The organism is Streptomyces sp. GSL17-111, from assembly GCF_037911585.1.
Classification (GTDB): Bacteria; Actinomycetota; Actinomycetes; order Streptomycetales; family Streptomycetaceae; genus Streptomyces.
In genome coordinates this window covers 1,921,891-1,945,154 of record NZ_JBAJNS010000001.1, presented here as the reverse complement: position 1 = coordinate 1,945,154, position 23,264 = coordinate 1,921,891, and the positions used below count along the sequence as shown (strand labels likewise).

Annotated in this window: 20 protein-coding genes and 1 pseudogene; 16 read left to right on the top strand and 5 right to left on the bottom strand. The window is 71.9% G+C overall.

Going from position 1 to position 23,264, the window contains the following annotated elements:
* Positions 1–20 precede the first annotated feature (20 nt).
* Positions 21–1,199 (bottom strand): PucR family transcriptional regulator, encoded by a 1,179-nt coding sequence (locus V6D49_RS08300; protein ID WP_340558457.1) that lies wholly within the window; start codon positions 1,197–1,199, stop codon positions 21–23.
* A gap of 87 nt (positions 1,200–1,286) precedes the next feature.
* Here V6D49_RS08300 and V6D49_RS08295 point away from each other — a divergent pair, with 87 nt between their 5' ends.
* The 4 genes from V6D49_RS08295 (at position 1,287) to V6D49_RS08280 (ending at position 4,968) form a co-directional block, all read left to right on the top strand.
* Entirely contained in the window at positions 1,287–2,342 is a 1,056-nt protein-coding gene (locus tag V6D49_RS08295; protein ID WP_340558455.1) for a ferredoxin reductase, read from the top strand.
* A gap of 7 nt (positions 2,343–2,349) precedes the next feature.
* Positions 2,350–3,468: a fatty acid desaturase family protein gene (locus V6D49_RS08290; RefSeq protein ID WP_340558453.1), complete on the top strand. Its 1,119-nt coding sequence runs from the start codon at positions 2,350–2,352 to the stop codon at positions 3,466–3,468.
* A 116-nt stretch (positions 3,469–3,584) separates the two neighbouring features.
* A protein-coding gene (locus V6D49_RS08285) for an IS5 family transposase (protein WP_445330487.1) occupies positions 3,585–4,393 on the top strand; the annotation gives its coding sequence in 2 pieces (ribosomal slippage) (positions 3,585–3,933 and positions 3,933–4,393; 810 coding nt in all).
* Positions 4,394–4,764: 371 nt separating this feature from the next.
* Complete coding sequence (locus tag V6D49_RS08280; protein WP_340558449.1) at positions 4,765–4,968, top strand: cold-shock protein; 204 nt, start codon at positions 4,765–4,767, stop codon at positions 4,966–4,968.
* A 320-nt stretch (positions 4,969–5,288) separates the two neighbouring features.
* Here V6D49_RS08280 and V6D49_RS08275 read toward each other — a convergent pair whose 3' ends face one another.
* Positions 5,289–5,618, bottom strand: coding sequence for a MerR family transcriptional regulator (locus tag V6D49_RS08275; protein ID WP_340558447.1), 330 nt, complete (start codon positions 5,616–5,618; stop codon positions 5,289–5,291).
* A 631-nt stretch (positions 5,619–6,249) separates the two neighbouring features.
* On the opposite strand from V6D49_RS08275, the pseudogene V6D49_RS26190 reads away from it, so the two are divergent.
* Positions 6,250–6,375, top strand: a pseudogene (locus V6D49_RS26190) (DUF255 domain-containing protein); the annotation flags it as partial.
* A 130-nt stretch (positions 6,376–6,505) separates the two neighbouring features.
* Here the strand turns inward: V6D49_RS26190 and V6D49_RS08265 are convergent.
* Positions 6,506–7,072 (bottom strand): Uma2 family endonuclease, encoded by a 567-nt coding sequence (locus tag V6D49_RS08265; protein WP_340558445.1) that lies wholly within the window; start codon positions 7,070–7,072, stop codon positions 6,506–6,508.
* Between the two features lie 181 nt (positions 7,073–7,253).
* On the opposite strand from V6D49_RS08265, the gene V6D49_RS08260 reads away from it, so the two are divergent.
* From V6D49_RS08260 to V6D49_RS08250, 3 genes are all read left to right on the top strand, one after another.
* Positions 7,254–9,302 (top strand): thioredoxin domain-containing protein, encoded by a 2,049-nt coding sequence (locus V6D49_RS08260; protein WP_340558444.1) that lies wholly within the window; start codon positions 7,254–7,256, stop codon positions 9,300–9,302.
* An 89-nt stretch (positions 9,303–9,391) separates the two neighbouring features.
* A complete protein-coding gene (locus tag V6D49_RS08255) occupies positions 9,392–10,603 on the top strand; it encodes a pyridoxal phosphate-dependent aminotransferase (protein WP_340558443.1) in 1,212 nt (403 codons plus the stop codon).
* Positions 10,604–10,712: 109 nt separating this feature from the next.
* On the top strand, positions 10,713–11,132 hold the full coding sequence (locus V6D49_RS08250; protein WP_340558442.1) for an SCO4983 family protein: 420 nt from the start codon (positions 10,713–10,715) through the stop codon (positions 11,130–11,132).
* Positions 11,133–11,247: 115 nt separating this feature from the next.
* Here the strand turns inward: V6D49_RS08250 and V6D49_RS08245 are convergent, their stop codons facing one another.
* The gene (locus V6D49_RS08245; RefSeq protein ID WP_340558440.1) at positions 11,248–13,074 is read right to left on the bottom strand and encodes a phosphoenolpyruvate carboxykinase (GTP); all 1,827 of its coding nucleotides are present in this window, start codon (positions 13,072–13,074) and stop codon (positions 11,248–11,250) included.
* A 280-nt stretch (positions 13,075–13,354) separates the two neighbouring features.
* Between V6D49_RS08245 and trhA the strand changes: the two genes are divergently transcribed.
* A complete protein-coding gene (gene trhA / locus V6D49_RS08240; protein ID WP_340558438.1) occupies positions 13,355–14,176 on the top strand; it encodes a PAQR family membrane homeostasis protein TrhA in 822 nt (273 codons plus the stop codon).
* A 4-nt stretch (positions 14,177–14,180) separates the two neighbouring features.
* Here the strand turns inward: trhA and V6D49_RS08235 are convergent, their stop codons facing one another.
* Positions 14,181–15,461, bottom strand: coding sequence for an alanine racemase (locus tag V6D49_RS08235; protein ID WP_340558437.1), 1,281 nt, complete (start codon positions 15,459–15,461; stop codon positions 14,181–14,183).
* Positions 15,462–15,604: 143 nt separating this feature from the next.
* On the opposite strand from V6D49_RS08235, the gene V6D49_RS08230 reads away from it, so the two are divergent.
* From V6D49_RS08230 to cpaB, 7 genes are all read left to right on the top strand, one after another.
* Positions 15,605–16,549 (top strand): trypsin-like serine peptidase, encoded by a 945-nt coding sequence (locus V6D49_RS08230; protein ID WP_340558436.1) that lies wholly within the window; start codon positions 15,605–15,607, stop codon positions 16,547–16,549.
* A gap of 148 nt (positions 16,550–16,697) precedes the next feature.
* Positions 16,698–18,413, top strand: coding sequence for a hypothetical protein (locus tag V6D49_RS08225; RefSeq protein WP_340558434.1), 1,716 nt, complete (start codon positions 16,698–16,700; stop codon positions 18,411–18,413).
* On the top strand, positions 18,410–18,820 hold the full coding sequence (locus V6D49_RS08220; protein ID WP_340558433.1) for a hypothetical protein: 411 nt from the start codon (positions 18,410–18,412) through the stop codon (positions 18,818–18,820). Before V6D49_RS08225 ends, V6D49_RS08220 begins: the two co-directional genes overlap by 4 nt.
* A 14-nt stretch (positions 18,821–18,834) precedes the next feature.
* A complete protein-coding gene (locus tag V6D49_RS08215; protein WP_340558432.1) occupies positions 18,835–19,851 on the top strand; it encodes a hypothetical protein in 1,017 nt (338 codons plus the stop codon).
* Between the two features lie 124 nt (positions 19,852–19,975).
* Positions 19,976–21,319, top strand: a complete 1,344-nt coding sequence (locus V6D49_RS08210) for an Nramp family divalent metal transporter (protein ID WP_340558430.1) — start codon at positions 19,976–19,978, stop codon at positions 21,317–21,319.
* Positions 21,320–21,346: 27 nt separating this feature from the next.
* Positions 21,347–22,438, top strand: coding sequence for a hypothetical protein (locus V6D49_RS08205; protein WP_445330486.1), 1,092 nt, complete (start codon positions 21,347–21,349; stop codon positions 22,436–22,438).
* 101 nt (positions 22,439–22,539) lie between these two features.
* Positions 22,540–23,253 (top strand): Flp pilus assembly protein CpaB, encoded by a 714-nt coding sequence (gene cpaB / locus V6D49_RS08200; protein WP_340558428.1) that lies wholly within the window; start codon positions 22,540–22,542, stop codon positions 23,251–23,253.
* The last annotated feature ends 11 nt before the right edge of the window (positions 23,254–23,264 follow it).

Sequence of the window (23,264 nt, the reverse complement as noted above, 5' to 3'; positions counted from 1 at the left end):
TCCACGATCCGAGCGGAGCCTCAGCGCTCTTCGCGGACGCGGTCGTGGGCGGGATCGCGCTCACTGGCCCGAAGACCGACCGCAAGGGTCAGTTCAAGGACCCGGTGCGGTGACGTGAGATCCGGAAACAGTTCTCGCAGCTGCGCCATGCGGTACCGGACGGTCTGGGGATGGACGAACAACGCCGCTGCCATGTCCTTCCGCCTGCCCTGGTGCAGCAGCCACTCCCGCAACGTTTCCTCCAGCCGCCGCGCGGTCGCGGCAGGCAAGGTCTGCAACGGTGCGAGGGCCCGGGCACGCAGGTCCACAAAGGCGTCCACGTCGGCGCTCAGGATCAGCTCGGGCAGGTGGTCCTCGGTGTCGCGAATCCTCGAGGAGAGAGAGCGCGCGCGTACGGCTCGTGCGTACGAGGCGGACGCACGAGTCCATGGCCGGGCCGGGCCGACCACGGCGGTGCGGTTCTTCATCTGTCTCAGGAGATGTGATCGGTCGGCATCGGGGACGAGGAGCACGCCCAGGGCGTCCGGCAGATCGTCGAGGACGAGGGTGTTCGGGTCGAGCGTGCGGTAGGCGGGACGGGCCCGGGCGGCGGGCAGCAGGACCGCGGTCAGCGACACCGGAGGCTGCCATCCCGCCCGCAGCGCAGAGGCACGCAGCACGTCCGAACCCGCGTCGGCGAGGAGGTCGCGGGCCAGGTGTTCAAGGTGGCGCTCGTGAGCCCGGCCCTGGGCGGCCAGTTCGTCGGCGTGGCCCGCAGCGCTCGCGGCGGAGAGCTCGTCGATGTAGGCGAAGGTCAGCTCGGCGAACTTGGCGACCTCGGCGGCGGGCAGACCTGCGGGCACGGCACCCGCTGCCAGGCATCGCCAGGCCACGCGGGCGCCGACGCGGTAGGCGCTGAGCAGCGCGTCCATCGAACGGCCGTCGCGCACCTCGCCGCGGCCCAGCTCGTAGGCGGCGTCGCCTGCGTCGCCGCCCGTGGCGTTGCCGCTCGCGAGGTCCAGGTAATGCCCCAGAGCGGTGCGGACGGCTCGGCGGATGGTGCCGCCCATACGGCCCGAGAGGGCGTTGGCGTAGGGAGGGACCTCGTCGATGATCGCCTGGACGACCTCGTCGGCGGTGGTCTTCAGCGCGGCCCGCAGTGCGGTGACCGTAGTCTCATCCAGGGCCAGCTCGCTGGCCCGCCGGGTTGCATGGCTCATGTTTTTGTCTTTTACGAACAGTTCAGCGGGCCAGATTCACGTCCTGCGGACAGGACTTTACCCCCTGAAGCGCAGCAAGCTGGAGCCATGACGAGTGCAGCCCTGCGCAGCAGGGCGTGGAAACTGTTGGAGATGGTCACGACGCCGGTGTTGCCGTCGGACTACCTCGACCTGGTCAGTCCGCTGCGCGCGGGCGCCGACCTGCGTGGGCGCATCGAGGCCGTGCATCCCGAGACGGACGACGCCGTGACCGTCGTGATCAGGCCGGGACGTGGGTGGCGCGGCCACACAGCCGGTCAGTACGTGCGGATCGGGGTCGACGTCGACGGGGTGCGCCTGTGGCGTGCCTACTCGCTCACCTCGCCGACGAACCGCCAGGACGGCCGCGTCACGATCACGGTGAAGGCGATTCCGGACGGCAAGGTCAGCAATTACCTGGTTCGCAGGGCCAAACGCGGCACGCTGGTCCAGCTCGACCAGGCAGCCGGTGACTTCGTGCTGCCGGAGGCCAAGCCCGCCAAGGTGCTCTACCTGACGGCCGGCAGCGGCATCACGCCGGTGATGGGCATGCTGCGCGACACCGGGCTCGACGACGTCGTCATGATCCACTGCGCGCCACAGCCGCAAGACGTGATCTTCCGCGACGAACTGCACGACCTGGTCGCTGAGAAGAAGCTGTGTCTGACCGAGGTGCACACCGACACCGACGGCATGCTCGACATCGCCCGTCTCGACGAACTCGTGCCCGACTGGGCCGAGCGCGAGACCTGGGCCTGCGGGCCCGCGGGTCTGCTCGATGCCGCCGAAGAGCACTGGAGCGAGCACGGCGTGCAAGAACGCCTGCACACCGAACGTTTCCGCCCCAGCATCGTCGTCCCCGGCGACGGCGGCGTGGTCACGTTCAGCACCACCGGCAAGACCGTCAGCGCGGACGGCGCCACGCCGTTGCTGGACATCGGTGAGGAGGCCGGCGTGCTCATGCCCTCCGGGTGCCGCATGGGCATCTGCTTCGGCTGCGTCACGCCGCTCAAGGCCGGCGCCGTCCGCGACCTGCGCACCGGCGGGATCACCGAGGCCGAGCCGGGCGTCCTCATTCAGACCTGCGTGTCCGCCGCCGCGGGCGCCTGCGACATCGAACGGTAGGAGTAATTTGACTGCCATCGACCCCACCGCCCACCTGACCGCGGAGCAGATCGAGGAGCTTGGCCGCGAGCTGGACGCGATCCGCGACGCAGTGATCGCCGACCGCGGCGAGAAGGACGCCGCCTACATTCGCAAGGTCATCTCGGCGCAGCGCAAGCTTGAGCTGGTCAGCAGGGGCGTGCTGCTGTTCTCGATCTTTCCGCCCGCGTGGCTCATCGGCACCGCCGGTCTGTCCGTGGCGAAGATCATGGACAACATGGAGATCGGCCACAACGTCCTGCACGGCCAGTGGGACTGGATGCGGGACCCGAAGATCCACTCCACCACGTGGGACTGGGACCATGTCTCGCCGCCCGAGCAGTGGAAGCACTCGCACAACGAGCTGCACCACAGGTACACCAACGTGCTCGGCAAGGACAACGACCTCGGCTACGGCATCATGCGCGTCGACGAGGACCAGAAGTGGCACCCCTTCCACCTCGGCCAGCCGCTGTGGAACTTCCTCAACGCCTGCTTCTTCGAGTACGGCATCGCCGCGTACGACCTGGAGCTCGGCAAGAACCTCCACAAGCGCCGCCGCAAGAACCCGGAGTTCCGCGCGCGGGCCAAGGCCGTGGGTCGCAAGATCCGCAAGCAGGTGCTCAAGGACTACGTGGTCCACCCGCTGCTGTCGGGACCGTCATTCCTCACCACACTCGCCGCCACGTTCACCGCGAACGTGGTCCGCAACATCTGGTCCCACTCGGTGATCATGTGCGGGCACTTCCCCGAGGGCGTGCAGGTCTTCGAGCGTCGGTCGATCAGGGGCGAGACGCGCGGCCAGTGGTACCTGCGCCAGATGATGGGCTCGGCGAACATCAGCGGCAGCAAGGCCATGCACTTCATGACCGGCAATCTGTCGCACCAGATCGAGCATCACCTGTTCCCTGACCTGCCGAGCAACCGGTACGCCGAGGTCGCGGTGGAGGTGCGCGCGTTGTTCGAGAAGTACGAGCTGGAGTACGTCACCGGGCCGCTGCCCAAGCAGGTGTTCTCCGCGTGGCGCAAGGTCATCCGGCTCTCGCTGCCGAACAAGAAGCCCAGGGTCAAGACGCCGGACCGCGAGCCGGAGCTCGTCGCCGTCTGATTCCCGGTACCGGTTCAGCTCTTTCGGCCGTACCGGCGCCACAGCCGGTTTCGGTGCCGTCCGATCCGGACCAGTAAGAGGCCATCTCATTTGGGCGACTCGCTACTCTGTGAGTCATGGTGGGGATCGTTGAGCGGCTGGTGCCGGACGAGTTGTGGGAGTTGTTCCAGCGGGTGGTGCCGGAGGCGCCGTCGCGGCCGCAGGGCGGTGGTCGGCGTCGGCACGGCGACCGGGAGGTGCTGGCCGCGATCGTCTTCGTGGCCACGTCGGGTTGTACCTGGCAGCAGTTGCCTTCGGCGTCGTTCGGCCCGTCCGGAGCGACCGCCCACCGGCGGTTTTCGGAGTGGTCGAAGGCCAGAGTGTGGGCCAAGCTCCACCGCCTGGTCCTCGACGAACTCGGTGCCCGCGGCGAGCTGGACTGGTCACGGTGCGCGATCGACTCGGTGAACATGCGCGCCCTGAAAAGGGGGACCTGACAGGTCCGAATCCTGTCGACCGGGGCAAGTACGGCTCGAAGATCCATCTGATCACGGAACGGTCCGGTCTGCCCATATCCATCGGCATCTCCGGGGCCAACCTGCACGACAGCCAGGCCCTGATCCCGCTCGTCAAGGGCATCCCGCCGATCCGCTCACGCCGCGGACCCCGGCGGCGCAAGCCCGCCAAACTCCACGCCGACAAGGGCTACGACTACGTCCACCTGCGGCGATGGTTACGCCAGCGCGGCATCACCCACCGCATCGCCCGCAAGGGAATCGAGTCCTCGCAACGGCTGGGCCGCCACCGCTGGACCGTCGAACGCACCATGGCCTGGCTCGCCGGCTGCCGCCGCCTACACCGACGCTACGAACGCAAAGCCGACCACTTCCTCGCCTTCACCAGCATCGCCTGCACTCTCATCTGCTACCGCCGACTCACCAAATGAGATGGCTTCTAAGTGGGCAACCGCGGCATCCGCCCGTTCGACACGGTGAAGTGCACGATCTTCCTGGAACGCTGGGCTCGGGCCGACTCAATATCTGTTACAGCGGATTCAGTATTTGACCGGGTATGCGTGCAGACTTGTTTTCCCGGCGGTCGGAGTAGCGCTACTCGGCGAACACGAACCGCTTCGCCGTGCTACTGTTCCATCTCAGTTGCAGTTGTGGTTTTCCAAAACTTCAGGGCACTTCCGTCGGACTCTGCGCCGCCGAAAGGGCCCTGGCGAGTCCCGTCTTTTCTGGTCGGGGTAATCATTGCGGCGACACGACACCCGCACGGTGCGGATGTCGGTGCACTGCCCCGAAGGAGAATGACATGAATACTGGTACCGTGAAGTGGTTCAACTCGGAAAAGGGCTTCGGTTTCATCGAGCAGGAGGGTGGCGGCGCTGACGTGTTCGCCCACTACTCGAACATCGCCACCCAGGGCTTCCGCGAACTACTCGAAGGCCAGCAGGTGAACTTCGACATCGCGCAGGGTCAGAAGGGCCCGATGGCCGAGAACATCGTTCCCGCCTGACGCGACTGACACATACGTGCGGCTGGGGCCCGCACCCTTCGGGGTGCGGGCCCCAGCCGCACGGTACGCGATCAGCTTTTCTTCCGTGTTCTGTTCGGCCAGTTCTTGCCCCCGTGCCGTTCATCGCTACCGGCGTTCCTTCATGCGAGCCGTGTCAAGGAAGTTCCGCATGAACTGCACGCGCACCAGCGACTACTTTCCGTGAACCTGCGACGGCGGCACCATTGCAGGAAAGGCAACAGGAATTCCGACTCGCTGGCCACTGCGTCGGAGACCCACAGTGGGGCGCTGTCGGGAGCGGCCAGGAACTCCCTGCCCGATCAGGCCGGGAGTTTCGACTGGCTGCGGAGCTCTTCGTTGATGCGCTGAGCTTCCTCAACCTGATCCTCAAGGATGATGATGCGGCAGGCGGCCTCGATGGGCGTGCCCGCATCGACGAGTTCACGGGCCCGTCCTGCAATGCGCAGCTGGTAGCGGGAGTAGCGGCGGTGGCCGCCTTCGGAGCGCAGCGGAGTGATCAGGCGGTGCTCGCCCAGGGCGCGCAGGAATGCGGGCGTGGCGCCGAGCATCTCGGCGGCCCGGCCCATGGTGTAGGCGGGATAGTCTTCGCCGTCGAACTTGTCGGCGGGACGGGCACTGCGAGGGGGCATAGACCTCTTCTTCCGGGGACGCGTCGAGGGGCCCGGGCGCCAGTCGGCGCCCGGGCCCCGAGCTTTCAACACCATCTACCGGCTGACTGCACCGGTCTTCTTGTTCCGCAGGTCCAGCCGTGCGGACGGGACTGCGGGGATCGCGGTTGCGTGACCGAGGACCACCTTCCAATCCGGGGTCTGCGGTACCCGGGAGGACACCGTCCGCGCCCGGGCGATCCTGATGGTGCCTGCTCCTTGCTCCTTCGATCAATCCATCTGTACTGGCAGGTGACACGGTACTGCTGTGCGGCCCCTGGGGTCGCCCGGTCCGGCAGCCAGCGGAGGAACCCACCAGATCGGCTCCGCCGCTCCGCTACCGGACCGTCCCTGCGTTCGCTTGCTTGCACGGCAGTTCGTCTCTGCCGCGCCCTTCGACATCTGGGCTACGAGAGGAAACCTAACTCCTGCCGAAGTCGATGTCTACTCTGACTGCTGTAGATTTTCGCCAGTGTCAGCCTCCTGTCTTCTGTCGCTTCAACGTGCGGAAGCGTCGCCTGCCCGGTTGGTGACTTGCCGTGCGAGTGCAAGAGCGGACCCGTGGTACAGCGGGTGCGACAGGACAGCGAACGCGTCCGCGCGGAGACGCGCCTACCTGCTCCAGCACGCCGACAACCCGGTCGACTGGTGGTCGTGGGAAGACGGGGCGTTCGAGGAGGCGCGGCGGCGCGACGTGCCGGTGCTGCTGTCCGTCGGCTACTCCGTCTGCCACTGGTGCCAGTGAATGACACGACCAGGTAGTCCTGCCCTGGGGTATTGCCAGAAGGCGGGCCTTGACCCCGGGGCGCGGACATGTCCTGGCGCACAGGACGTCGGAGGCGCCGAGGGCGCGGGCGATTCCTCGTCGCTCACAGGGTCCCAAGGTCGGCCGTGACAGGGAATGGCGCGGTGGCCTTCACGGTGCCGGTGAACACCTCGCCGTCCCGGTAGGCCCTGTTGGCTGGGTCGAGGACGTAGGTGTAGACGATCGGAACGCCGGTGGCGGACTGCTCGATGCGCCAGTAGAAGGGGATGCCGGCTTTGGCGTACTGGTCCACCTTCACGATCCGGTCGGTGGTCTCTGACCCCGGGGACACGACCTCGACGACCAGGAGCACGTGCTCGGGGCGGGTGGGTGTGAAGTCGATGGTCTCCGCCCGGTACACGGTGACGTCCGGACGGCGGTTGGTGAGCGGGACATCCTCCAGGCGGACGTCGAAGTCCGTGTCGGCATTCCAGTCCGGGCCTGCGGCGGCGTCCAGGGCGTTGGCCAGGATGCGGGCCAGCCGGTTGTGCCGCTTGGAGGCGCTCGGGGTCGCGACGATCATTCCGTCCACGATCTCGATACCGGCGCACTGCTCTACGGGCCAGGAGTCGTACTGCTCCGCGCTGATCTGCGAATGCATCCACGCGGGCGCCACCATCTCGGCGCTCATGGTGTGCCTCCTTCGAGGGGCTTCCACGGTTCCGGCGCTGCCGGGCCCAGACTACTGTCCGGGGGGCCCGGGGTGCCCGGCTTCCGGCGGAGCACGGGCCGCGTGCCGTGCCGTGCGGACCGTGGAGGGGTGCGCGTTCGGCCTCCGGGGCGGGGGCGGACGCTGTGAGAGGCTGGGGCGCATGAACCGGTTGGCTGGTGTGACCTCGCCTTATCTGCTTCAGCATGCCGACAACCCGGTCGACTGGTGGCCGTGGGGACCCGAGGCGTTCGAGGAAGCGAAACGGCGCGATGTGCCCGTTCTGCTGTCGGTCGGGTACTCCGCCTGCCACTGGTGCCACGTCATGGCGCACGAGTCGTTCGAGGACGACGAGACGGCCGCGTACCTGAACGAGCACTTCGTCAGTGTCAAGGTGGACCGCGAGGAACGCCCGGACGTGGACGCCGTCTACATGGAGGCCGTGCAGGCGGCCACCGGGCAGGGCGGCTGGCCCATGACGGTCTTCCTCACGCCCGGCGCCGAGCCCTTCTACTTCGGCACCTACTTCCCGCCCGCGCCGCGCGCCGGGATGCCGTCCTTCCGGCAGGTGCTGGAGGGCGTGCAGGACGCCTGGTCCGGGCGGCGCGGTGAGGTGGACGAGGTCGCCGGGCGGATCAGGACGGAGCTTGCGGGCCGCACGATCGGGTACGGCGCGGACGCCCCCGGCGCGCCGGGGGAGCCCGAGCTGGCCGACGCCCTGCTGGGGCTGACGCGGGACTTCGACGCGCGGCACGGCGGTTTCGGCGGGGCGCCGAAGTTCCCGCCGTCGATGGTGCTGGAGTTCCTGCTGCGGCACCACGCCCGGACGGGTGCCGACGGGGCGCTGGAGATGGTGCGGGCCACCTGCGAGGCGATGGCCAGGGGCGGGATCTACGACCAGCTGGGCGGGGGGTTCGCCCGCTACGCGGTCGATGCGGAATGGGTGGTTCCGCATTTCGAGAAGATGCTGTACGACAACGCGCTGCTGTGTCGCGTCTACGCCCATCTGTGGCGGGCGACCGGCTCGGAGCTGGCGCGGCGCGTGGCGCTGGAGACGGCCGACTTCCTTGCCCGCGAACTGCGCACGCCGCAGGGCGGGTTCGCTTCCGCGCTGGACGCCGACAGTGCCGATCCGGCCGATCCCGACGGCCCCCACCGGGAGGGCGCCTTCTACGTCTGGACGCCCGACGAGCTGCGCGCCGTCCTGGGGGAGGACGACGCCGAGCTGGCCGAGAGGTACTTCGGGGTGACGCCCGAGGGCACCTTCGAGGAGGGCGCCTCCGTCCTCCAACTGCCCGACGCCGCGGGCCCGGTCGACGGCGACCGCGTGGCGGGCGTCCGGGAACGCCTGCTGGCCGCGCGGGAGCGGCGTCCCCGGCCGGGCCGGGACGACAAGGTGGTCGCCGCGTGGAACGGGCTGGCCGTCGCCGCCCTCGCCGAGACCGGCGCCTACTTCGAGCGCCCCGACCTGGTGAACGCCGCGGCCGCCGCCGGGGACCTCCTCGTCGCCGTCCACACGACGCAGCGCGCGGGCGAGCTGCGGCTGGCCCGCACCTCGCGGGACGGGGTCGCGGGCCCGAGCGAGGGCGTGCTCGAGGACTACGCCTGCACCGCCGAGGGATTCCACGCGCTGTACGCCGTGACGGGCGAGACCGCCTGGCTGGAGCTGTCCGGGCTGCTGCTGGACACCGTGCTGGCCCGGTTCACCGCCCCCGACGGCGCGCTCTACGACACCGCCGACGACGCCGAGGCCCTCATCCGCCGCCCGCAGGACCCGACGGACGGCGCCACGCCCTCCGGCTGGACGGCGGCGGCCGGCGCGCTGCTGACGTATGCCGCCTACACCGGCAGTGCCCGGCACCGGGAGGCCGCCGAGCGGGCGCTCGGCGTGGTGCGGGCGCTGGGCGGCCGGGCGCCGCGCTTCATCGGGTGGGGCCTGGCGGTGGCGGAGGCGGCACTGGACGGCCCGCGCGAGGTGGCCGTCGTCGGCCCCGAGGGCGACCCGGCCACGGCCGCGCTGCACCGCGAGGCCCTGCTCGCCCCGGCGCCGGGCGCGGCCGTCGCGGTGGGGGAGCCGGGGGGCGCGGTGCCCGCGCTGCTGGCGGACCGCGGCCTGCTGGAGGGACGTCCGGCGGCCTACGTCTGCCGTCACTTCACCTGCGCGGCGCCGACGGCCGACCCGGCGGTGCTGGCCGACCAGCTGCGCTCCTGAGGGCATCCGCGCAGGTCAGCGGGGCCGTGTCGGCCATCGTGGTGAAAAACATAACGCGCCGTCGCGCCGTCGCCCGTATCGTGACGGACATGCAGGTGATCCAGTCCACGAAGCTCGCCAACGTCTGCTACGAGATCCGGGGTCCGGTGCTCGAGGAGGCGATGCGGCTGGAGGCAGCGGGGCACCGCATCCTCAAGCTCAACACGGGCAACCCGGCGGTCTTCGGTTTCGAGTGCCCGCCGGAGATCCTGGAGGACATGCTCCGCAACGTGGGCAGTGCCCACGGCTACGGGGACGCGAAGGGGCTCCTCGCCGCCCGCCGCGCGGTGATGCAGCATTACCAGACCCAGGGCATCCAGCTCTCCGTGGAGGACGTCTACCTCGGCAACGGCGTCTCCGAGCTGATCCAGATGGCGATGCAGGCGCTGCTGGACGACGGCGACGAGGTGCTGGTCCCGGCGCCCGACTACCCGCTGTGGACGGCGTCCGTGTCGCTGTCCGGCGGCACGGCCGTGCACTACCGCTGTGACGAGCAGTCCGACTGGATGCCGGACCTCGCGGACATCGAGCGCAAGATCACCGACCGCACGAAGGCGCTGGTGATCATCAACCCGAACAACCCGACGGGCGCCGTGTACAGCGAGGAGATGCTGCGCGGCCTCACGGAGATCGCCCGCCGGCACCGGCTGGTCGTCTGCTCGGACGAGATCTACGACAAGATCCTCTACGACGGCGCCGTGCACACCTCGACGGCGGCCGTCGCGCCCGACCTGCTGACGCTGACGTTCAACGGCCTGTCGAAGTCCTACCGGGTGGCGGGCTACCGCAGCGGCTGGCTCGCGGTGTGCGGGCCGAAGGCGCACGCCCAGAACTACATCGAGGGCCTGACGATCCTGGCCAACATGCGGCTGTGCGCCAACATGCCCGCCCAGTACGCGGTGGCGACGGCGCTGGGCGGTCACCAGTCGATCAACGACCTGGTGCTGCCGGGCGGCCGGCTGCGCGAACAGCGGGACGTCGCCTACGACCTGCTGACGCAGATCCCGGGCGTGACGTGCGTGAAGCCGAAGGGCGCGCTGTACGCGTTCCCCCGGCTGGATCCGAAGGTCTACAAGATCAAGGACGACCGGCAGATGGTGCTGGACCTGCTGCGCTCGGAGAAGATCATGATCGTGCACGGCACCGGGTTCAACTGGCCCGAGCCGGACCACTTCCGGATCGTCACGCTCCCCGCCGCGCGGCAGCTCGCGGACGCCGTCAAGCGCATCGGCTCGTTCCTGGACGGCTACAGCCAGCCCTGACGTCCGAGCGGCCCCGTACACCCCGCGCACCCCGTGCATCATGCATCGACTACAACTTTAGACAGAGTCCAAGTTACGATGGCCTTCTGAAGCACGCAGGAGGCCACCCATGTACGAACCCAGCCGCACGCATCGCGGACCCTCCGCCCACTCCGTCGCCGAGCAGCGCGCGGCGGCGGACGGCTATCCGCACCGCTCGCGCGAGGAGGAGCTGGACATCCGGCTCGCCGGGCACCTGACCGCCCTGCTCACCGTCACCGACGAGCTGCGCGTCCTGGAACCGGATCCGGAGCTGGACACCGCCGCGCACCGGCTGGCCACCCAGGTCGCCCGGCTCCGGGGCGCGGCCCCGCTGCGCGCCGAGCCGACCTCCCCCGACGCGGGGGCCGGGCACGTCGAGGCCCTGCACCGCCGGGCGCACACCCTCGCCGGCAACGCGCTGGTCGTCGCCACCGCGCGGGAGGACGTCCCCGGTGAGGCGATCGCCGCCGCGCGTATGGAGGCGCACGCCGCCGCGCTGGGGCTGTGAGCCGGACGCCTGCGGAGCACCTCGGCCGGAGGCGGAGGGGCCCGGACCACGTCACGCGTGGTCCGGGCCCCTCCGTCGTGGTGCCGCCGTGCCGGGACGCCGCCCGGCCGCGACGTCAGCCCAGCCGCTCGACCAGCGAGCGGTACTCGTCCCACAGCTCCTTCGGCGTGTGGTCGCCGAAGGTGTTCAGGTGCTCGGGCACCAGCGCCGCCTCCTCGCGCCAGACGTCCTTGTCCACGGTGAGCAGGAAGTCCAGGTCCGCCGAGGACAGGTCCAGCCCCTCGGTGTCGATCGAGCCCTGCGCCGGAACCGTGCCGATCGGCGTCTCGACGCCCTCGGCCTCGCCGTTCAGCCGGCCCACGATCCACTTCAGGACCCGGCTGTTCTCACCGAAGCCCGGCCACACGAAGGCGCCCTCGTCCTTCTTGCGGAACCAGTTGACGTAGTAGATCCTCGGCAGCTTGGCCGGGTCGGGCGCGTTCTGGCCGACCTTGATCCAGTGGGCCATGTAGTCGCCCATGTTGTAGCCGCAGAAGGGCAGCATCGCGAACGGGTCGCGGCGCAGCTCGCCGACCTTGCCCTCGGCCGCCGCCGTCTTCTCGGACGCCACGTTCGCGCCGAGGAAGACACCGTGCTGCCAGTCGCGGGACTCCGTCACCAGCGGCACCGCCGAAGCGCGGCGGCCGCCGAAGAGGATCGCCGAGATCGGCACGCCCTTCGGGTCCTCCCACTCCGGGGCGATCGTCGGGCACTGGGCGGCCGGGACGGCGAACCGCGCGTTCGGGTGCGCGGCGGGCGTCTGCGAGGCGGGCGTCCAGGCGTTGCCCTTCCAGTCCGTCAGGTGGGCCGGGGGCTCCTCCGTCATGCCCTCCCACCAGACGTCGCCGTCGTCGGTGAGGGCGACGTTGGTGAAGACGGTGTTGCCCCACAGCGTCTTCATCGCGTTGGCGTTGGTGTGCTCGCCGGTGCCGGGGGCGACGCCGAAGAAGCCGGCCTCCGGGTTGATGGCGTACAGCCGGCCGTCCTCGCCGAAGCGCATCCAGGCGATGTCGTCACCGATGGTCTCGACCGTCCAGCCCGGGAGCGTCGGCTCCAGCATGGCGAGGTTGGTCTTGCCGCAGGCCGAGGGGAAGGCGGCGGCGATGTACTTCGACTCGCCGCGCGGCGGGGTGAGCTTGAGCACGAGCATGTGCTCGGCCAGCCAGCCCTCGTCCCGCGCCATCACCGACGCGATGCGCAGCGCGTAGCACTTCTTGCCCAGCAGGGCGTTGCCGCCGTAGCCGGAGCCGAAGGACCAGATCTCGCGGTCCTCGGGGAAGTGGGAGATCCACTTGTCGTCGTTGCACGGCCACGGCACGTCCTGCTCGCCCTCGGCCAGCGGGGCGCCGAGGGTGTGCACGGCCTTGACGAAGAAGCCGTCCGTGCCGAGCTGGTCGAGCACCTCCTGCCCCATGCGCGTCATGGTGCGCATGGAGACGGCCACGTAGGCGGAGTCGGTGATCTCGACGCCGATGGCGGAGAGCGGGGAGCCGAGCGGGCCCATGCAGAACGGGACGACGTACATCGTGCGGCCGCGCATCGAGCCGCGGAAGATGCCCTGTTCCCCCGCGAAGATCTCGCGCATCTCGGCCGGGGCCATCCAGTTGTTCGTGGGGCCCGCGTCCTCCTCCTTCGTGGAGCAGATGAAGGTGCGGGACTCCACGCGGGCGACGTCGCGCGGGTCGGAGGCGGCGTAGTAGGAGTTGGGGCGCTTGACCGGGTCCAGTTGGGTGAAGGTGCCCTTCTCGACGAGCTCCTCGCACAGGCGCTCGTACTCGGCCTCCGAACCGTCGCACCACACGACGCGGTCCGGCTGGGTCAGGGCGGCGATCTCGTCGACCCAGCGCGCCAGTTCGCGGTGCTGGGTGGGGGCTTGGGTGGGAGCCGCAGTACTGCGCGCCACAATCGCTCCTGAGGGTGAGAGGGTTTTGTGTCCGCCCGGGGGCGGTATGTGCGGTTATGTGCGTTGCTGTGCTTCGGCCCCGTGGGGGCTGCGACCCGGACGCTGCGGCGATGCTCATCCGGTGTCGACCACGCTCATCTGATCATGGCTCTCTCGCTCGTATGTGTCCAGAGGGCCCACAGGTGAGCATCGCCACTCATCGGGTTGTGCGGGGTACACCTGAAATCCAGGGGGTAAACCCCACTCCTTCACCTGGGCCGCCGTGGGTACGCTGACGGTCATGACTGCCGCCGCGCCCGAACCCGCGTCGTACTCCGCGCCCGACCCCGCGCCGGACGCACCGCCCGCCACCCCCGGACCGGGGGCGGCGTCGAGCGTGCCGACCGGCCCCCCGGCGGCGCCCGTCGATCCCCCGGCGGACCTCGACCCCGGTGGCGCGCCGCCCCCCGCGGCGCAGGCCGCCCCGCCCCTCAAGCCCCGGCTGCGCGGCTGGCTGCACGCCGCGATGTTCCCGGCCGTCATGGTCTCCGGCATCTTCCTCACCGCGCTCGCCGACTCCACCCGGGGCCGTGTCGCCTGCGGCGTCTACACCCTGACCGCCTGCCTCCTCTTCGGCGTCAGCGCCCTCTACCACCGGGGCGACTGGAGCCCGCGCGTCGGAGCCCTCCTGCGCCGCCTCGACCACGCCAACATCTTCCTGATCATCGCCGGCACCTACACGCCGCTGACGATCCTGCTGCTCGACGGGGCCCGGGGCGACCTGCTGCTGTGGGGCGTGTGGGCGGCGGCGGCCCTCGGCATAGCGTTCCGGGTGCTGTGGGTCGGCGCCCCGCGCTGGCTCTACACCCCCTGCTACATCGCCATGGGCTGGGCGGCCGTCTTCTTCCTGCCCGACTTCCTCCGAGCCGGCGGCATCACGGTGCTGGTGCTCGTCGTCGTCGGCGGCCTCCTCTACAGCGCGGGCGGCATCATCTACGGCATCAAGCGGCCGAACCCCTCACCGCGCTGGTTCGGCTTCCACGAGGTCTTCCACACCCTGACACTCGCCGCCTTCATCGCCCACTACGTGGGGATCTCGCTCGTCGCCTACCAGCACGCGTGAGCGGTCAGAAGAACGTGCGGACGTAGTCCGTGACGGTGCCGTCGTCGGTCACCAGCGGGATGAGCTGCCACTTGTCGAAGACCGTGCAGGGGTGCGAGAGGCCGAGCCCCACCCAGTCGCCGACCTCCGGTCCGGAGTCCTGCTCCACGCGCAGCCACGCGTGCTGGTCCGACAGCGCGGTCACCGTCAGCCCCTCGGCCGGACGCTCGGCGCCGGTCAGCGCGTCGCGGACCCGGAGCGGGCGCGGCAGCCCGAGATCGACGGGCGCGTCGCGCTTGCCCGCGTTGAGGAACGCCTGACCCGGCTCGGGGCGCGAGACGACCTGGGCCCACAGCGTGAACGCCGCCCGCAGCCCGCCCTCCTGCGGCACCCGGTTGAACGGCGTGAGGGCCCGGTAGTGCCGGTCGTCGTGCGAGACGTACGCGCCCGACCGCAGCAGCTTCAGCACCGGCGCCGACAGCGGTGAGCCGAACTCCTCGTAGACGTCGGTCACCGCGTCGAACCACGCGCTGCCGCCCGCGCTGACGACGATCTCGTCCAGCCCCTCGAACAGCCCCATGCCGTCCAGGTACAGCGCGAGCGACGTCAGCCGCCGCATCCACGCCGTCACCCGCTCGACGGACGGCTCGGGCACCTCGCCCTCGTACCCCGCGACGCCGACGAGCCGCAGGCACGGCGTCGCCGCCACGGCCCGGGCCACGGCGACGCCCTCGGCCTCCCGGCGCACGCCGGTGCGCGCCCCGTCCCCGGCCCCGAGCTCCACGACGACGTCCACCGGCGAGGCGGCGTCCACCGCGCGCAGGGCGGCGTCCATGAGCTCCACGCCCCGCACCGAGTCGACGTAGCAGACGAAGCGGAACCCCGCGTCGGCCGCCAGCTCCCCGGCCACCCAGCGCAGCCCGGCCGCGTCCACCAGCTCGTTCGCCAGGAACACCCGCCGCACGCCGAACGCGCGGCAGACCCGCGCCTGCGGCACCGTCGCGACGGTGATGCCCCACGCGCCGCGTTCGATCTGCCGGGCGAAGAGCTGCGGCGCCATCGACGTCTTGCCGTGCGGCGCGAAGGCCAGCCCGTGGCGCCCGGTGTAGTGCGCGAGGGCCGCCAGGTTGTGCTCCAGCGCCTCGGCGGACAGCGCGAGGACGGGAGTGGTGAAGCCGCCGCCGAACAGGTTCCGCCGCTGCGCCGCCAGTTCCGCCACCGTCAGCCCCTCGGCGTCCGGGGGCAGCCCCTTGAACCGGTGGTCGACGACCTCGTTCCGCAGCGCGCTGAGCCGGTCATCCGTCATCCCGGCAGCCTACTCGCGGGTCCGGCCCCGGCGTCGCCGCCGCCGACGTCACCGGTTCGGCCCAGCGGTCGGGCGCGGACCGTAACCCGGGGGCGCCTGCCCCGTTCCCGTTACCAGGAGCCGAGGTGCACGGGAGTGGGGCGATGAGGCGGTCCGCACAGACGCGGCGGGGACGGGCGGAGCGCCCCCCTGCGGCCCGCCCGCCCGTCCGGCGCCGCCCCGGCCGCTGCGCCACGGCCGCCGCCGCGCTGCTGTTCGGCGTGGGCGCCGCCCTCGGGCCGGCTCCCGCCTCGGCGGCGGTGGCCGCCGGGCCCCCGGGGGCCGGCGGACCGGCGGACGGGTCCGCTCCGGCCGGGCCCGGTGGCCTGGCCGACACCGTCGCCCTCAGCAACTGCTCCGGCGCGCTGGTCCGCCTGCCGCGCTCCCGGCCCGCCGATCCGGCGCTCGTCCTGACGAACGGTCACTGCCTCGAGGACGCGGTGCCGGAGCCGGGGGAGGTGCGCACCGACGAGCCGTCCGGGCGCGGCTTCACCCTGCTGGACGTCGAGGGCGACCCGCTGGGCACCCTGCGCGCCGCCCGCCTGACGTACGCCACGGTCACCGGGACCGATGTCGCGGTGTACCGGCTGAGGTCCAGCTACGCCGAGATCGGCGACCGCTTCGGCAGCGTCCCGCGCACCCTGGACGCCCGCCGGCCCGCCGTCGGCACCGCCATCGAGATCCCGTCGGGCTACTGGAAGCACGTCTACCGGTGCGCGATCGACGGCTTCGTCCCGGTGCTGCGCGAGGGCCGCTGGGCCATGACGGACTCCCTCCGCTACACCCGCGCGTGCGCCACCGTCGGCGGCACGTCCGGCGCCCCCGTCGTGGACAGCGCCACCGGCCGCGTCGTCGGCGTCAACAGCACGGGCAACGACGAGGGCGGGCTGTGCCTGGTGCACAACCCCTGCGAGGTCGCCCCCGGCGGCCGCGTCACCGCCCGGCGCGGCGTCAACTACGGCCAGCAGACGTACGGGCTCGTCCGCTGCTTCTCGGACGGCAACGTCCTCGCCCTCACGCGCCCCGGCTGCCGGCTTCCGGACCGGTAGCACCGTCCGCGACGGCGACCCGGCGCGTTCCGGCGCACGGGCGGCGGGTTCGTGCGCCTCCGCGCGCCCCGCCTCGCACCCCTGTGCGCCGCTGCCACAGACGGCCGGACGGGTTAAATTCACCGCCCGCCCAGTCCCTGGGAGCACCATGAACATTCCGCAGCAGGCCACGTCGCCCCAGCCCGCTTCGAACGATCGGCCCGACGCGTCCGTCCCGCCCGATCACCGGCCGCCCCACGGCCCGCACGACACGCGCCGGTTCGTGCGGACGGAGGCCACCCGACTGCTCTGCGGCGGCGTCCACCTCGACCACGCCTTCCGCACCGCCGTCATCACCGAACTCGTCGACCACGAACACCGGCCCGTGGCGCCCTCCCTCGGGGTCGACGTCGTCTCCGTCCTCTCCCACGCCCTGCGCGCCCGCGCCGTGGAGCTGCGGGCGGCCCTGGCGGTCATCGCCCTGTGGCTGTGCTTCCTCGTCCTCAACCTCGCCCTCGGCGGCACCACGTCCGACCCGGCGCTGTCGCTGTTCGGCGGCGGCTGGACGCTGCTCTTCGGCCTCGCCGGGCTGCTGCTCTTCCTGGCCCGGCAGACGTCCGGGCTCCCGGCGAGCCGCCTTCGGATCTGCGGCGTCCTGTTGGTCGCCCTCAGCCTCGTCCTGCTCCTCGTCGTGCCCCTCGCGGGCGGCGCCCCGGCGTTGTTCCTCGTCGTCCTGCTGCCGCTGGCCGTGGCCGTGCCGCGCTGGGCGCTGCGGTGGTGGCAGGCGGGCATCGTGCGCACCGAACTCGACCGGGACGCGTTCCGCACCGCGCCCGAACCCCACCTGCCCGCGTACGGGCGGTACCCCGCGATCGAGGCGGCGGTCACGGCGGAGCAGCACTCGCCGCTCACCGTCTACGACCCCTCGGGACCCTTCGTCGGCGCGGGCGTGCCGTACAACCCGTGGACGGTCGCGCTGGAGCTCAAACGGGCGGACGCCACGGAGCCGGGGGAGGAGGGGCCGTCCGCCACCGGGTCGGGGGAGGACGAGCCGGCCGACGCCGTGCCCGCCCGCCTCACCGCCCGCGAGGTCATCGACGTCATCGGGCCGCGCCTGCTCGACCTGCGCCGCACCGCCTCCGACGACAGCAGGGACCGGCTGCGCGGGCTGGAGCTCGACGAGTTCGTCTACCTCCCCGGCGGCATCGCCCGGCAGGCCGTGCGCCGGGACGCCGCCGCCCTGGACGAGCACCGGCGCGTCGCCGTCAACGAGGGCGGCGAGTGGCGGCGGCACTTCCTGCGGGTCCGCGTGGGGGCCTGGCAGGAGCAGCTCGTCGTCTCCCTCTTCGTCCGCGTCCACACCCAGGGCGGGATGCTCGTGCTGGAGGTGGCGCCGCACGTCCTGCCGCCGGTGCGGCGGTCCTACGCGAAGATCGGCGAACTGGCGGAGACCGAGGGCACCGACCCCGTCCGCTCCTACGTGCGCGCCCTCCTCAACGCCCCCGTGGCGCTCTTCGAGAGCCTGCGCACCGTCGGTACGGTCGTGCTGGCCGCCTGCCGCCGGTGGATGAGCCGGCCGCAGCAGGGCCCGGCCGAGGGGCCCCGCCTCTCCGTGCGCGAACGGGGCGCCACCGCCACCGTCTCGCTGTTCCAGGAGATGGACGTCAACCGCTACATCCAGACAGTGCAGGACCGGATCGCCAGCGGGGTGCGGGACGCCCTCCGGTCGGCCGGATACCAGACCGACGAGTTCCAGCAGCAGATCGTGCAGGTCTCCGGCAACGGCATGTTCATCGGGAAGATGAGCGGCGGAACGGCACAGACGGGCGACCGCGCGCAGGTGATCATCGAGGCGGCCAAGGCCGTACGAGGGAGCGGCACATGACCACGGAGCAGCCGCAGAACGGCATCAGCGTCAGTGGCGGCATGTACATCGGGTCGATGAGCGGCGGCACCGCCCAGAGCGGCGACCACGCGCAGGTCGTCACCAACCCGCAGGGCTCGACCGTCTCCACCGGCGGACAGACCGGGCACCAGGTCCTGGCGGCCGGGCCACAGCTCCTCGCCGACGTGGCGCGGCTGCGCGAACAGCTGCCGCTGCTGGCCGCCGATGCGGACGGCGTCGCCGAGGCCGACGCCGGGCTGGCGGAGCTGGAGCGCACCGGCGAGGCCGAACGCGGGCGGCTCGCCCGGCTCCTGGAGCTGCTGACGGTCGGCGGCAGCGCCGTCGCCGCCCTCGGCGCCGCCGCGCCCGTCGTCCAGGGCCTCCAGGGCCTGCTCGGCCTCGGCTGAGGCGGGGTGACACCGTGACGTACTGGGACGAGGAGCGCGCCGAGTGGGTGGCCGAACCGACCGCCGCGCCGCCCGTTGTACCGCCCGCCGTACCGCCTCCGCCGCACGCGCCGCCCCCGCACGCGCCGCCGCCGGGAGTGCCCCCGGCACCGCCCGGCGCGCCGCCGACGCCCGACCGGCCGGGCGTTCCGCCCGCTCCGCCCGGCGGGACGACGGCCTGGCCCACGGCCCCCGCCGACCCGCCGGGCGGGCTCCCGACCCCGCCCGAGGACGCCGTCACACCGGAGGACGCACCCGTCGGCCCGCCGCGCCGCCCGCACCGCACCGCCCTCCTCGTCGGCGCCGCCGTCACGGCCGTCCTCCTCACGGGCGGGGGCGCGTTGCTGCTCGTCCTCAGCGGGGACGACGGCGACGGCGGGCCCGACGCACCGTCCGCCGCGTCGCCGACCGGCTCCACCGCCGTCGACCCCGCGGCCGGACCGGACGGCGGTCCCACCCCGGCGCCGCCGTCCGGCACCGCCGGGCCGTACCCGTCTCCGTCCTACTCGCCGTCCGCCTCGCCGTCCGGCCCGTCCGCCGAACCGGGCGTCCTACCGGACGGTTTCGCCCTCGTCGAGAGCGACCCCTACACGGTGGCGGCGCCGGCCGACTGGACGGCGTGGGAGAGCGGTGTGAGCACGTTCGTCGGCGTGCCCGACGAGAGCACGCTCCTCCAGATCTTCCCGCTCGAGGAGAGCACGTCGGCCGAGTCCATGGAGCTGGCCCGGGCCGAGGCGGTGAGGCTGCCGGACTACGCACCGGACGGCTCCGGTCTCTTCACCCCGTCCCGGGCCGACAGCGTGCTGCACGCCTACACCTACGAGAACGCGGACTTCGGCTCCCGGCTCGTCGTCGACGAGCGGTTCACCGCCGACGACGGGCGCCTGTACTGCCTGTTGACCTACGGCCCCGAGGCGGACGCGACGGCGGTGGCCGACGTCCACCGCACCGCCCTGGCGACGTTCACCGTCACCGGCGCCGGATCCGGCTGACGCACGCGTCCGGCTGACGCACGCGTCCCGCCGCCCCGGTGGGGCCTCTTGCCGCTGCGTCACCACGGCGTGACAATCGGCGCACCGGCCCCACCGGTGACCGGGACCACACGCGGAGGTGCCCGTGCAGGACGCGACCCACCAGCCCGCCCCGACGCCGTCCCCCGAGGGCGAGACGACCGCGCGGCGGGTGCGGTGGCGCTCCGTCGGGCCCGGGCTCGTCGTCGCCGCCACCGGCATCGGCGCCGGTGACCTGGTGGCCACGCTCGTGGTCGGCGGCCGCTTCGGGTACACGCTGCTGTGGGCGGTCGTCGTGGGCTGCGTCATCCGCATCGCGTTCGCCGAGGGCGCGGCCCGCTGGCACCTGGCCACCGGGCGCACCCTCTTCGACGGCTGGCGCTCCCTCGGCTCCTGGACGCTCCCCTACTTCGGCTTCTACGCCCTGCTGTGGGGCTTCGTCTACGGGGCGACGGCGATGTCCGCCAGCGCACTGCCGCTGGCCGCCCTCTTCCCCGGCGTCGCCGACCTCAAGGTCTGGGGCGTCGGCACGGCGCTCCTCGGGCTGGCCTTCGTCTGGTGCAACCGCTACCGGGCCGTCGAGCGCATGCTGACCGTCCTCATCGGCACCATGTTCGTCGTCGTGCTCGTGCTCGCCGTGCGCGTGGTGCCCGACGCGGGCGCCGCGTTCGCCGGGCTGTGGCCCACCGTTCCCGACGGCTCCGTCGTGTACACCCTCGGCGTCGTCGGCGGCGTCGGCGGCACGATCACCATGGCCGCGTACGGGTACTGGGTCAACGCCAAGGGCTGGAACGGCCCCGGGTGGATGCGCATGATGCGGCTGGACAACGCCACCGCCTACGTCACCACCGCGGTCTTCACCGTCGCCATGATCATCGTCGGGGCCGAACTGCTGCACGCCACCCAGGCCACCCTGGACAACAGCCGGGGCCTGCTGGACGTCGGCGACGAACTGGAGCGCCGCTTCGACCCGTTCACCGCCAAGCTGTTCCTCGTCGGCTTCTTCGCGACGTCCTTCTCCTCGCTGGTCGGCGTGTGGCACGGCGTCAGCCTGCTGTTCTCCGACTACGTCGCCCACCTGCCGCACCGGGCCGCGCGCCTCGGCGGCGTCGGCACGGCGGGCCCGGGTGAGGGCACGGCGGACGGCGCCCGGGAGGTCGCCTCCGGAGCCCGGGAAGGTTCGCCCGCCTTCCGCTTCTACCTGCTGTGGCTGACGTTCCCGCCGATCACGCTGCTCTTCCTCGACCGGCCGTTCGCGCTGATCATCGGCTACGGCGTGCTGGGCGCCCTGTTCCTCCCGTTCCTCGCCGGGACGCTCCTCGTCCTCCTCAACCGGCGTGACATGCCCGCGAAGTGGCGCAGCGGGCCGCTCAGCAACACCATGCTCGTCCTCGCCGCCCTCCTGTTCGTCGTCCTGTGCGTCGAACAGATCCGCACGCTTCCCTGGTAGGGCTACTGGGGCACACGGAAAGCACATATGGTGAGGAACGGCCATCCCGCCCGCACCGCGGCGGCCGGGGGAGCCGTGCGCGACGCGACCGACGACGGGCAGGCAGATGTGACGACCGCGATAGCCGTGACCAGCCCCGAGCTGGTGCTCGCACCACCGGACCGGCAGACGCCCGGCGCCGTCGTCCTGGCCCCGCCCGGCGAACGCACCCTGGACGCCGCCGTCATCGACACCCGGCAGTTGCTGGAGCGGCACGGATTCCTCATCGCCCTCTACCCCGCCTCCGTGCCCGTCGCCGTCAAGCGGCGCCTGCACACTGTCCGTTCGGTCCTGGAGAGCGATCGGATCGCGCTCGTCGAGTCCGAACTGCCCCCGCTCGCGCTCGCCGTGCTCGTCCGGCAGCTGCGTCAGCTCTCCACCACCGACCTCGGGCCCGGCGTCCTCGGCGCCGCCGTCCGGCTGCTCGCGCACTACGTCCACGCCGGTGCCGTGCTCGGCTCCGTCGCGCGGCTCGACCGCGTCCCGGTCCCGCTCACCACCCACGCCAGGTCCTGGGTGCCGGGCAGCCAGTTCGCCGTCGTCACCGCGCCCGAACCGCAGCTCGTCCGGCTCGGCTCCGGCGCGAGGGCCCTGAAGGGCCCCGACTACGTAACCCGGTTGACGACCGCCGCCGGCCAGCTGGGCTCCACCTGGCCGGGCACCACGCTCGCCGCGCAGTGGCAGGTCACCGGCGTCGAACAGGCCGCGCTCCCCGGTGACTCGCCGCAGTGGTGGGGGACGGGCAAGCTCGTCGAGTTCGCCGCCGCCATCCCCGACATCTCGGTCCTCTACCAGCTCATCACCTCCGTGCAGCGCGCCCGGTGCCACTGGTGCGGGCTGGAACTCATCGGGGACCGCTGCGTCTTCTGCTCCGCGCCGCTGCCGCCCCCCGACCCCGGGCACCGGCCCGGCCCCCAGCCCGCCCGCCGGGCGCCGACGGCGTACCGGCCCGCGCTGGACCCGTACGAGGACGCCGGCCCCGGCCCGGTGATACAGCACGACCAGGGCCCGGCGCCCGGCCCCGCACCGGACGTCGTCCCCTACGGACCACCGCACGGACCGCCGTACGGACCGACATGACCGCGAACCCGGCGGCCCCTGCGGGCGCACCCCGCACGCAGACCGGCCGCAACCCCGTCCCGCCCCCCGACGCCCGCACGCAGCAGAGGTAGCGCCCCGATATGAACTCCCGCCAGCGCCGCGGCATCCTCCTGATGCTCCTGTCCGTACTCGGCGCCCTCGTCGCGTTCGGTGGCGTCCTCGCGGTCGTCAACGACGTGGAGTCCAAGGTCGGCCCGGAGGTGAGCGCGTACGAGGTGAAGGAGGACGTCGAACCCTACGAGGAGCTGCGGGCCGAGCAGTTCAAGGAGGTCAGCATGCCGGAGCGCTGGCTCCCCGACACCGCCGTGACCGACCTCGACGCCATCCGGGGCAAGATCGCCCTGAACCCCCTCAAGCCCGGCTCCCTCCTGCAACGCGACATGATCGCCGACCGGCCCGCCCTGGAGGCCGGACAGCAGGAGATCGCCATCATGATCGACTCCGCGACCGGTGTCGCCGGGAAGATCACCCCCGGCGCCCGCGTCAACGTCTACGCCACCTTCCGGGGCGAGGGCGACGCGGCCGACGTCTCCCAGCTCATCGTCGAGTCCGCCCGCGTCATCGACGTCGGCGAGCTCACCAGCATCGAGGACACCGGGGACGCCGACAGCGGCCGGTCACGCGGCACGTCCGACGCCGTCCCCATCACCTTCGCCCTCGACACCCGAGGCGCCCAGCGCATCGCCTACGCCGAGTCCTTCGCCACCCACGTCCGGCTCGCCCTCGTCGCCCCCGGCGACGCCGGCGGCGTCCCGCAGGACGAGCGCACCTACACGCTCGGCGAGGACAAGTGAGGCCCCCCATG

Excerpts from the sequence above, each read along its gene's own strand:
- V6D49_RS08300 (WP_340558457.1), bottom strand. The coding sequence starts at position 1,199 with ATGAGCCATGCAACCCGGCGGGCCAGCGAGCTGGCCCTGGATGAGACT.
- V6D49_RS08230 (WP_340558436.1), top strand. The coding sequence starts at position 15,605 with ATGAGGCGGTCCGCACAGACGCGGCGGGGACGGGCGGAGCGCCCCCCT.
- V6D49_RS08205 (WP_445330486.1), top strand. The coding sequence starts at position 21,347 with ATGGTGAGGAACGGCCATCCCGCCCGCACCGCGGCGGCCGGGGGAGCC.
- V6D49_RS08235 (WP_340558437.1), bottom strand. The coding sequence starts at position 15,461 with ATGACGGATGACCGGCTCAGCGCGCTGCGGAACGAGGTCGTCGACCAC.
- V6D49_RS08275 (WP_340558447.1), bottom strand. The coding sequence starts at position 5,618 with ATGCCCCCTCGCAGTGCCCGTCCCGCCGACAAGTTCGACGGCGAAGAC.
- V6D49_RS08225 (WP_340558434.1), top strand. The coding sequence starts at position 16,698 with ATGAACATTCCGCAGCAGGCCACGTCGCCCCAGCCCGCTTCGAACGAT.
- V6D49_RS08265 (WP_340558445.1), bottom strand. The coding sequence starts at position 7,072 with ATGAGCGCCGAGATGGTGGCGCCCGCGTGGATGCATTCGCAGATCAGC.
- trhA (WP_340558438.1), top strand. The coding sequence starts at position 13,355 with ATGACTGCCGCCGCGCCCGAACCCGCGTCGTACTCCGCGCCCGACCCC.
- V6D49_RS08255 (WP_340558443.1), top strand. The coding sequence starts at position 9,392 with ATGCAGGTGATCCAGTCCACGAAGCTCGCCAACGTCTGCTACGAGATC.
- V6D49_RS08295 (WP_340558455.1), top strand. The coding sequence starts at position 1,287 with ATGACGAGTGCAGCCCTGCGCAGCAGGGCGTGGAAACTGTTGGAGATG.
- cpaB (WP_340558428.1), top strand. The coding sequence starts at position 22,540 with ATGAACTCCCGCCAGCGCCGCGGCATCCTCCTGATGCTCCTGTCCGTA.
- V6D49_RS08280 (WP_340558449.1), top strand. The coding sequence starts at position 4,765 with ATGAATACTGGTACCGTGAAGTGGTTCAACTCGGAAAAGGGCTTCGGT.
- V6D49_RS08260 (WP_340558444.1), top strand. The coding sequence starts at position 7,254 with ATGAACCGGTTGGCTGGTGTGACCTCGCCTTATCTGCTTCAGCATGCC.
- V6D49_RS08250 (WP_340558442.1), top strand. The coding sequence starts at position 10,713 with ATGTACGAACCCAGCCGCACGCATCGCGGACCCTCCGCCCACTCCGTC.
- V6D49_RS08220 (WP_340558433.1), top strand. The coding sequence starts at position 18,410 with ATGACCACGGAGCAGCCGCAGAACGGCATCAGCGTCAGTGGCGGCATG.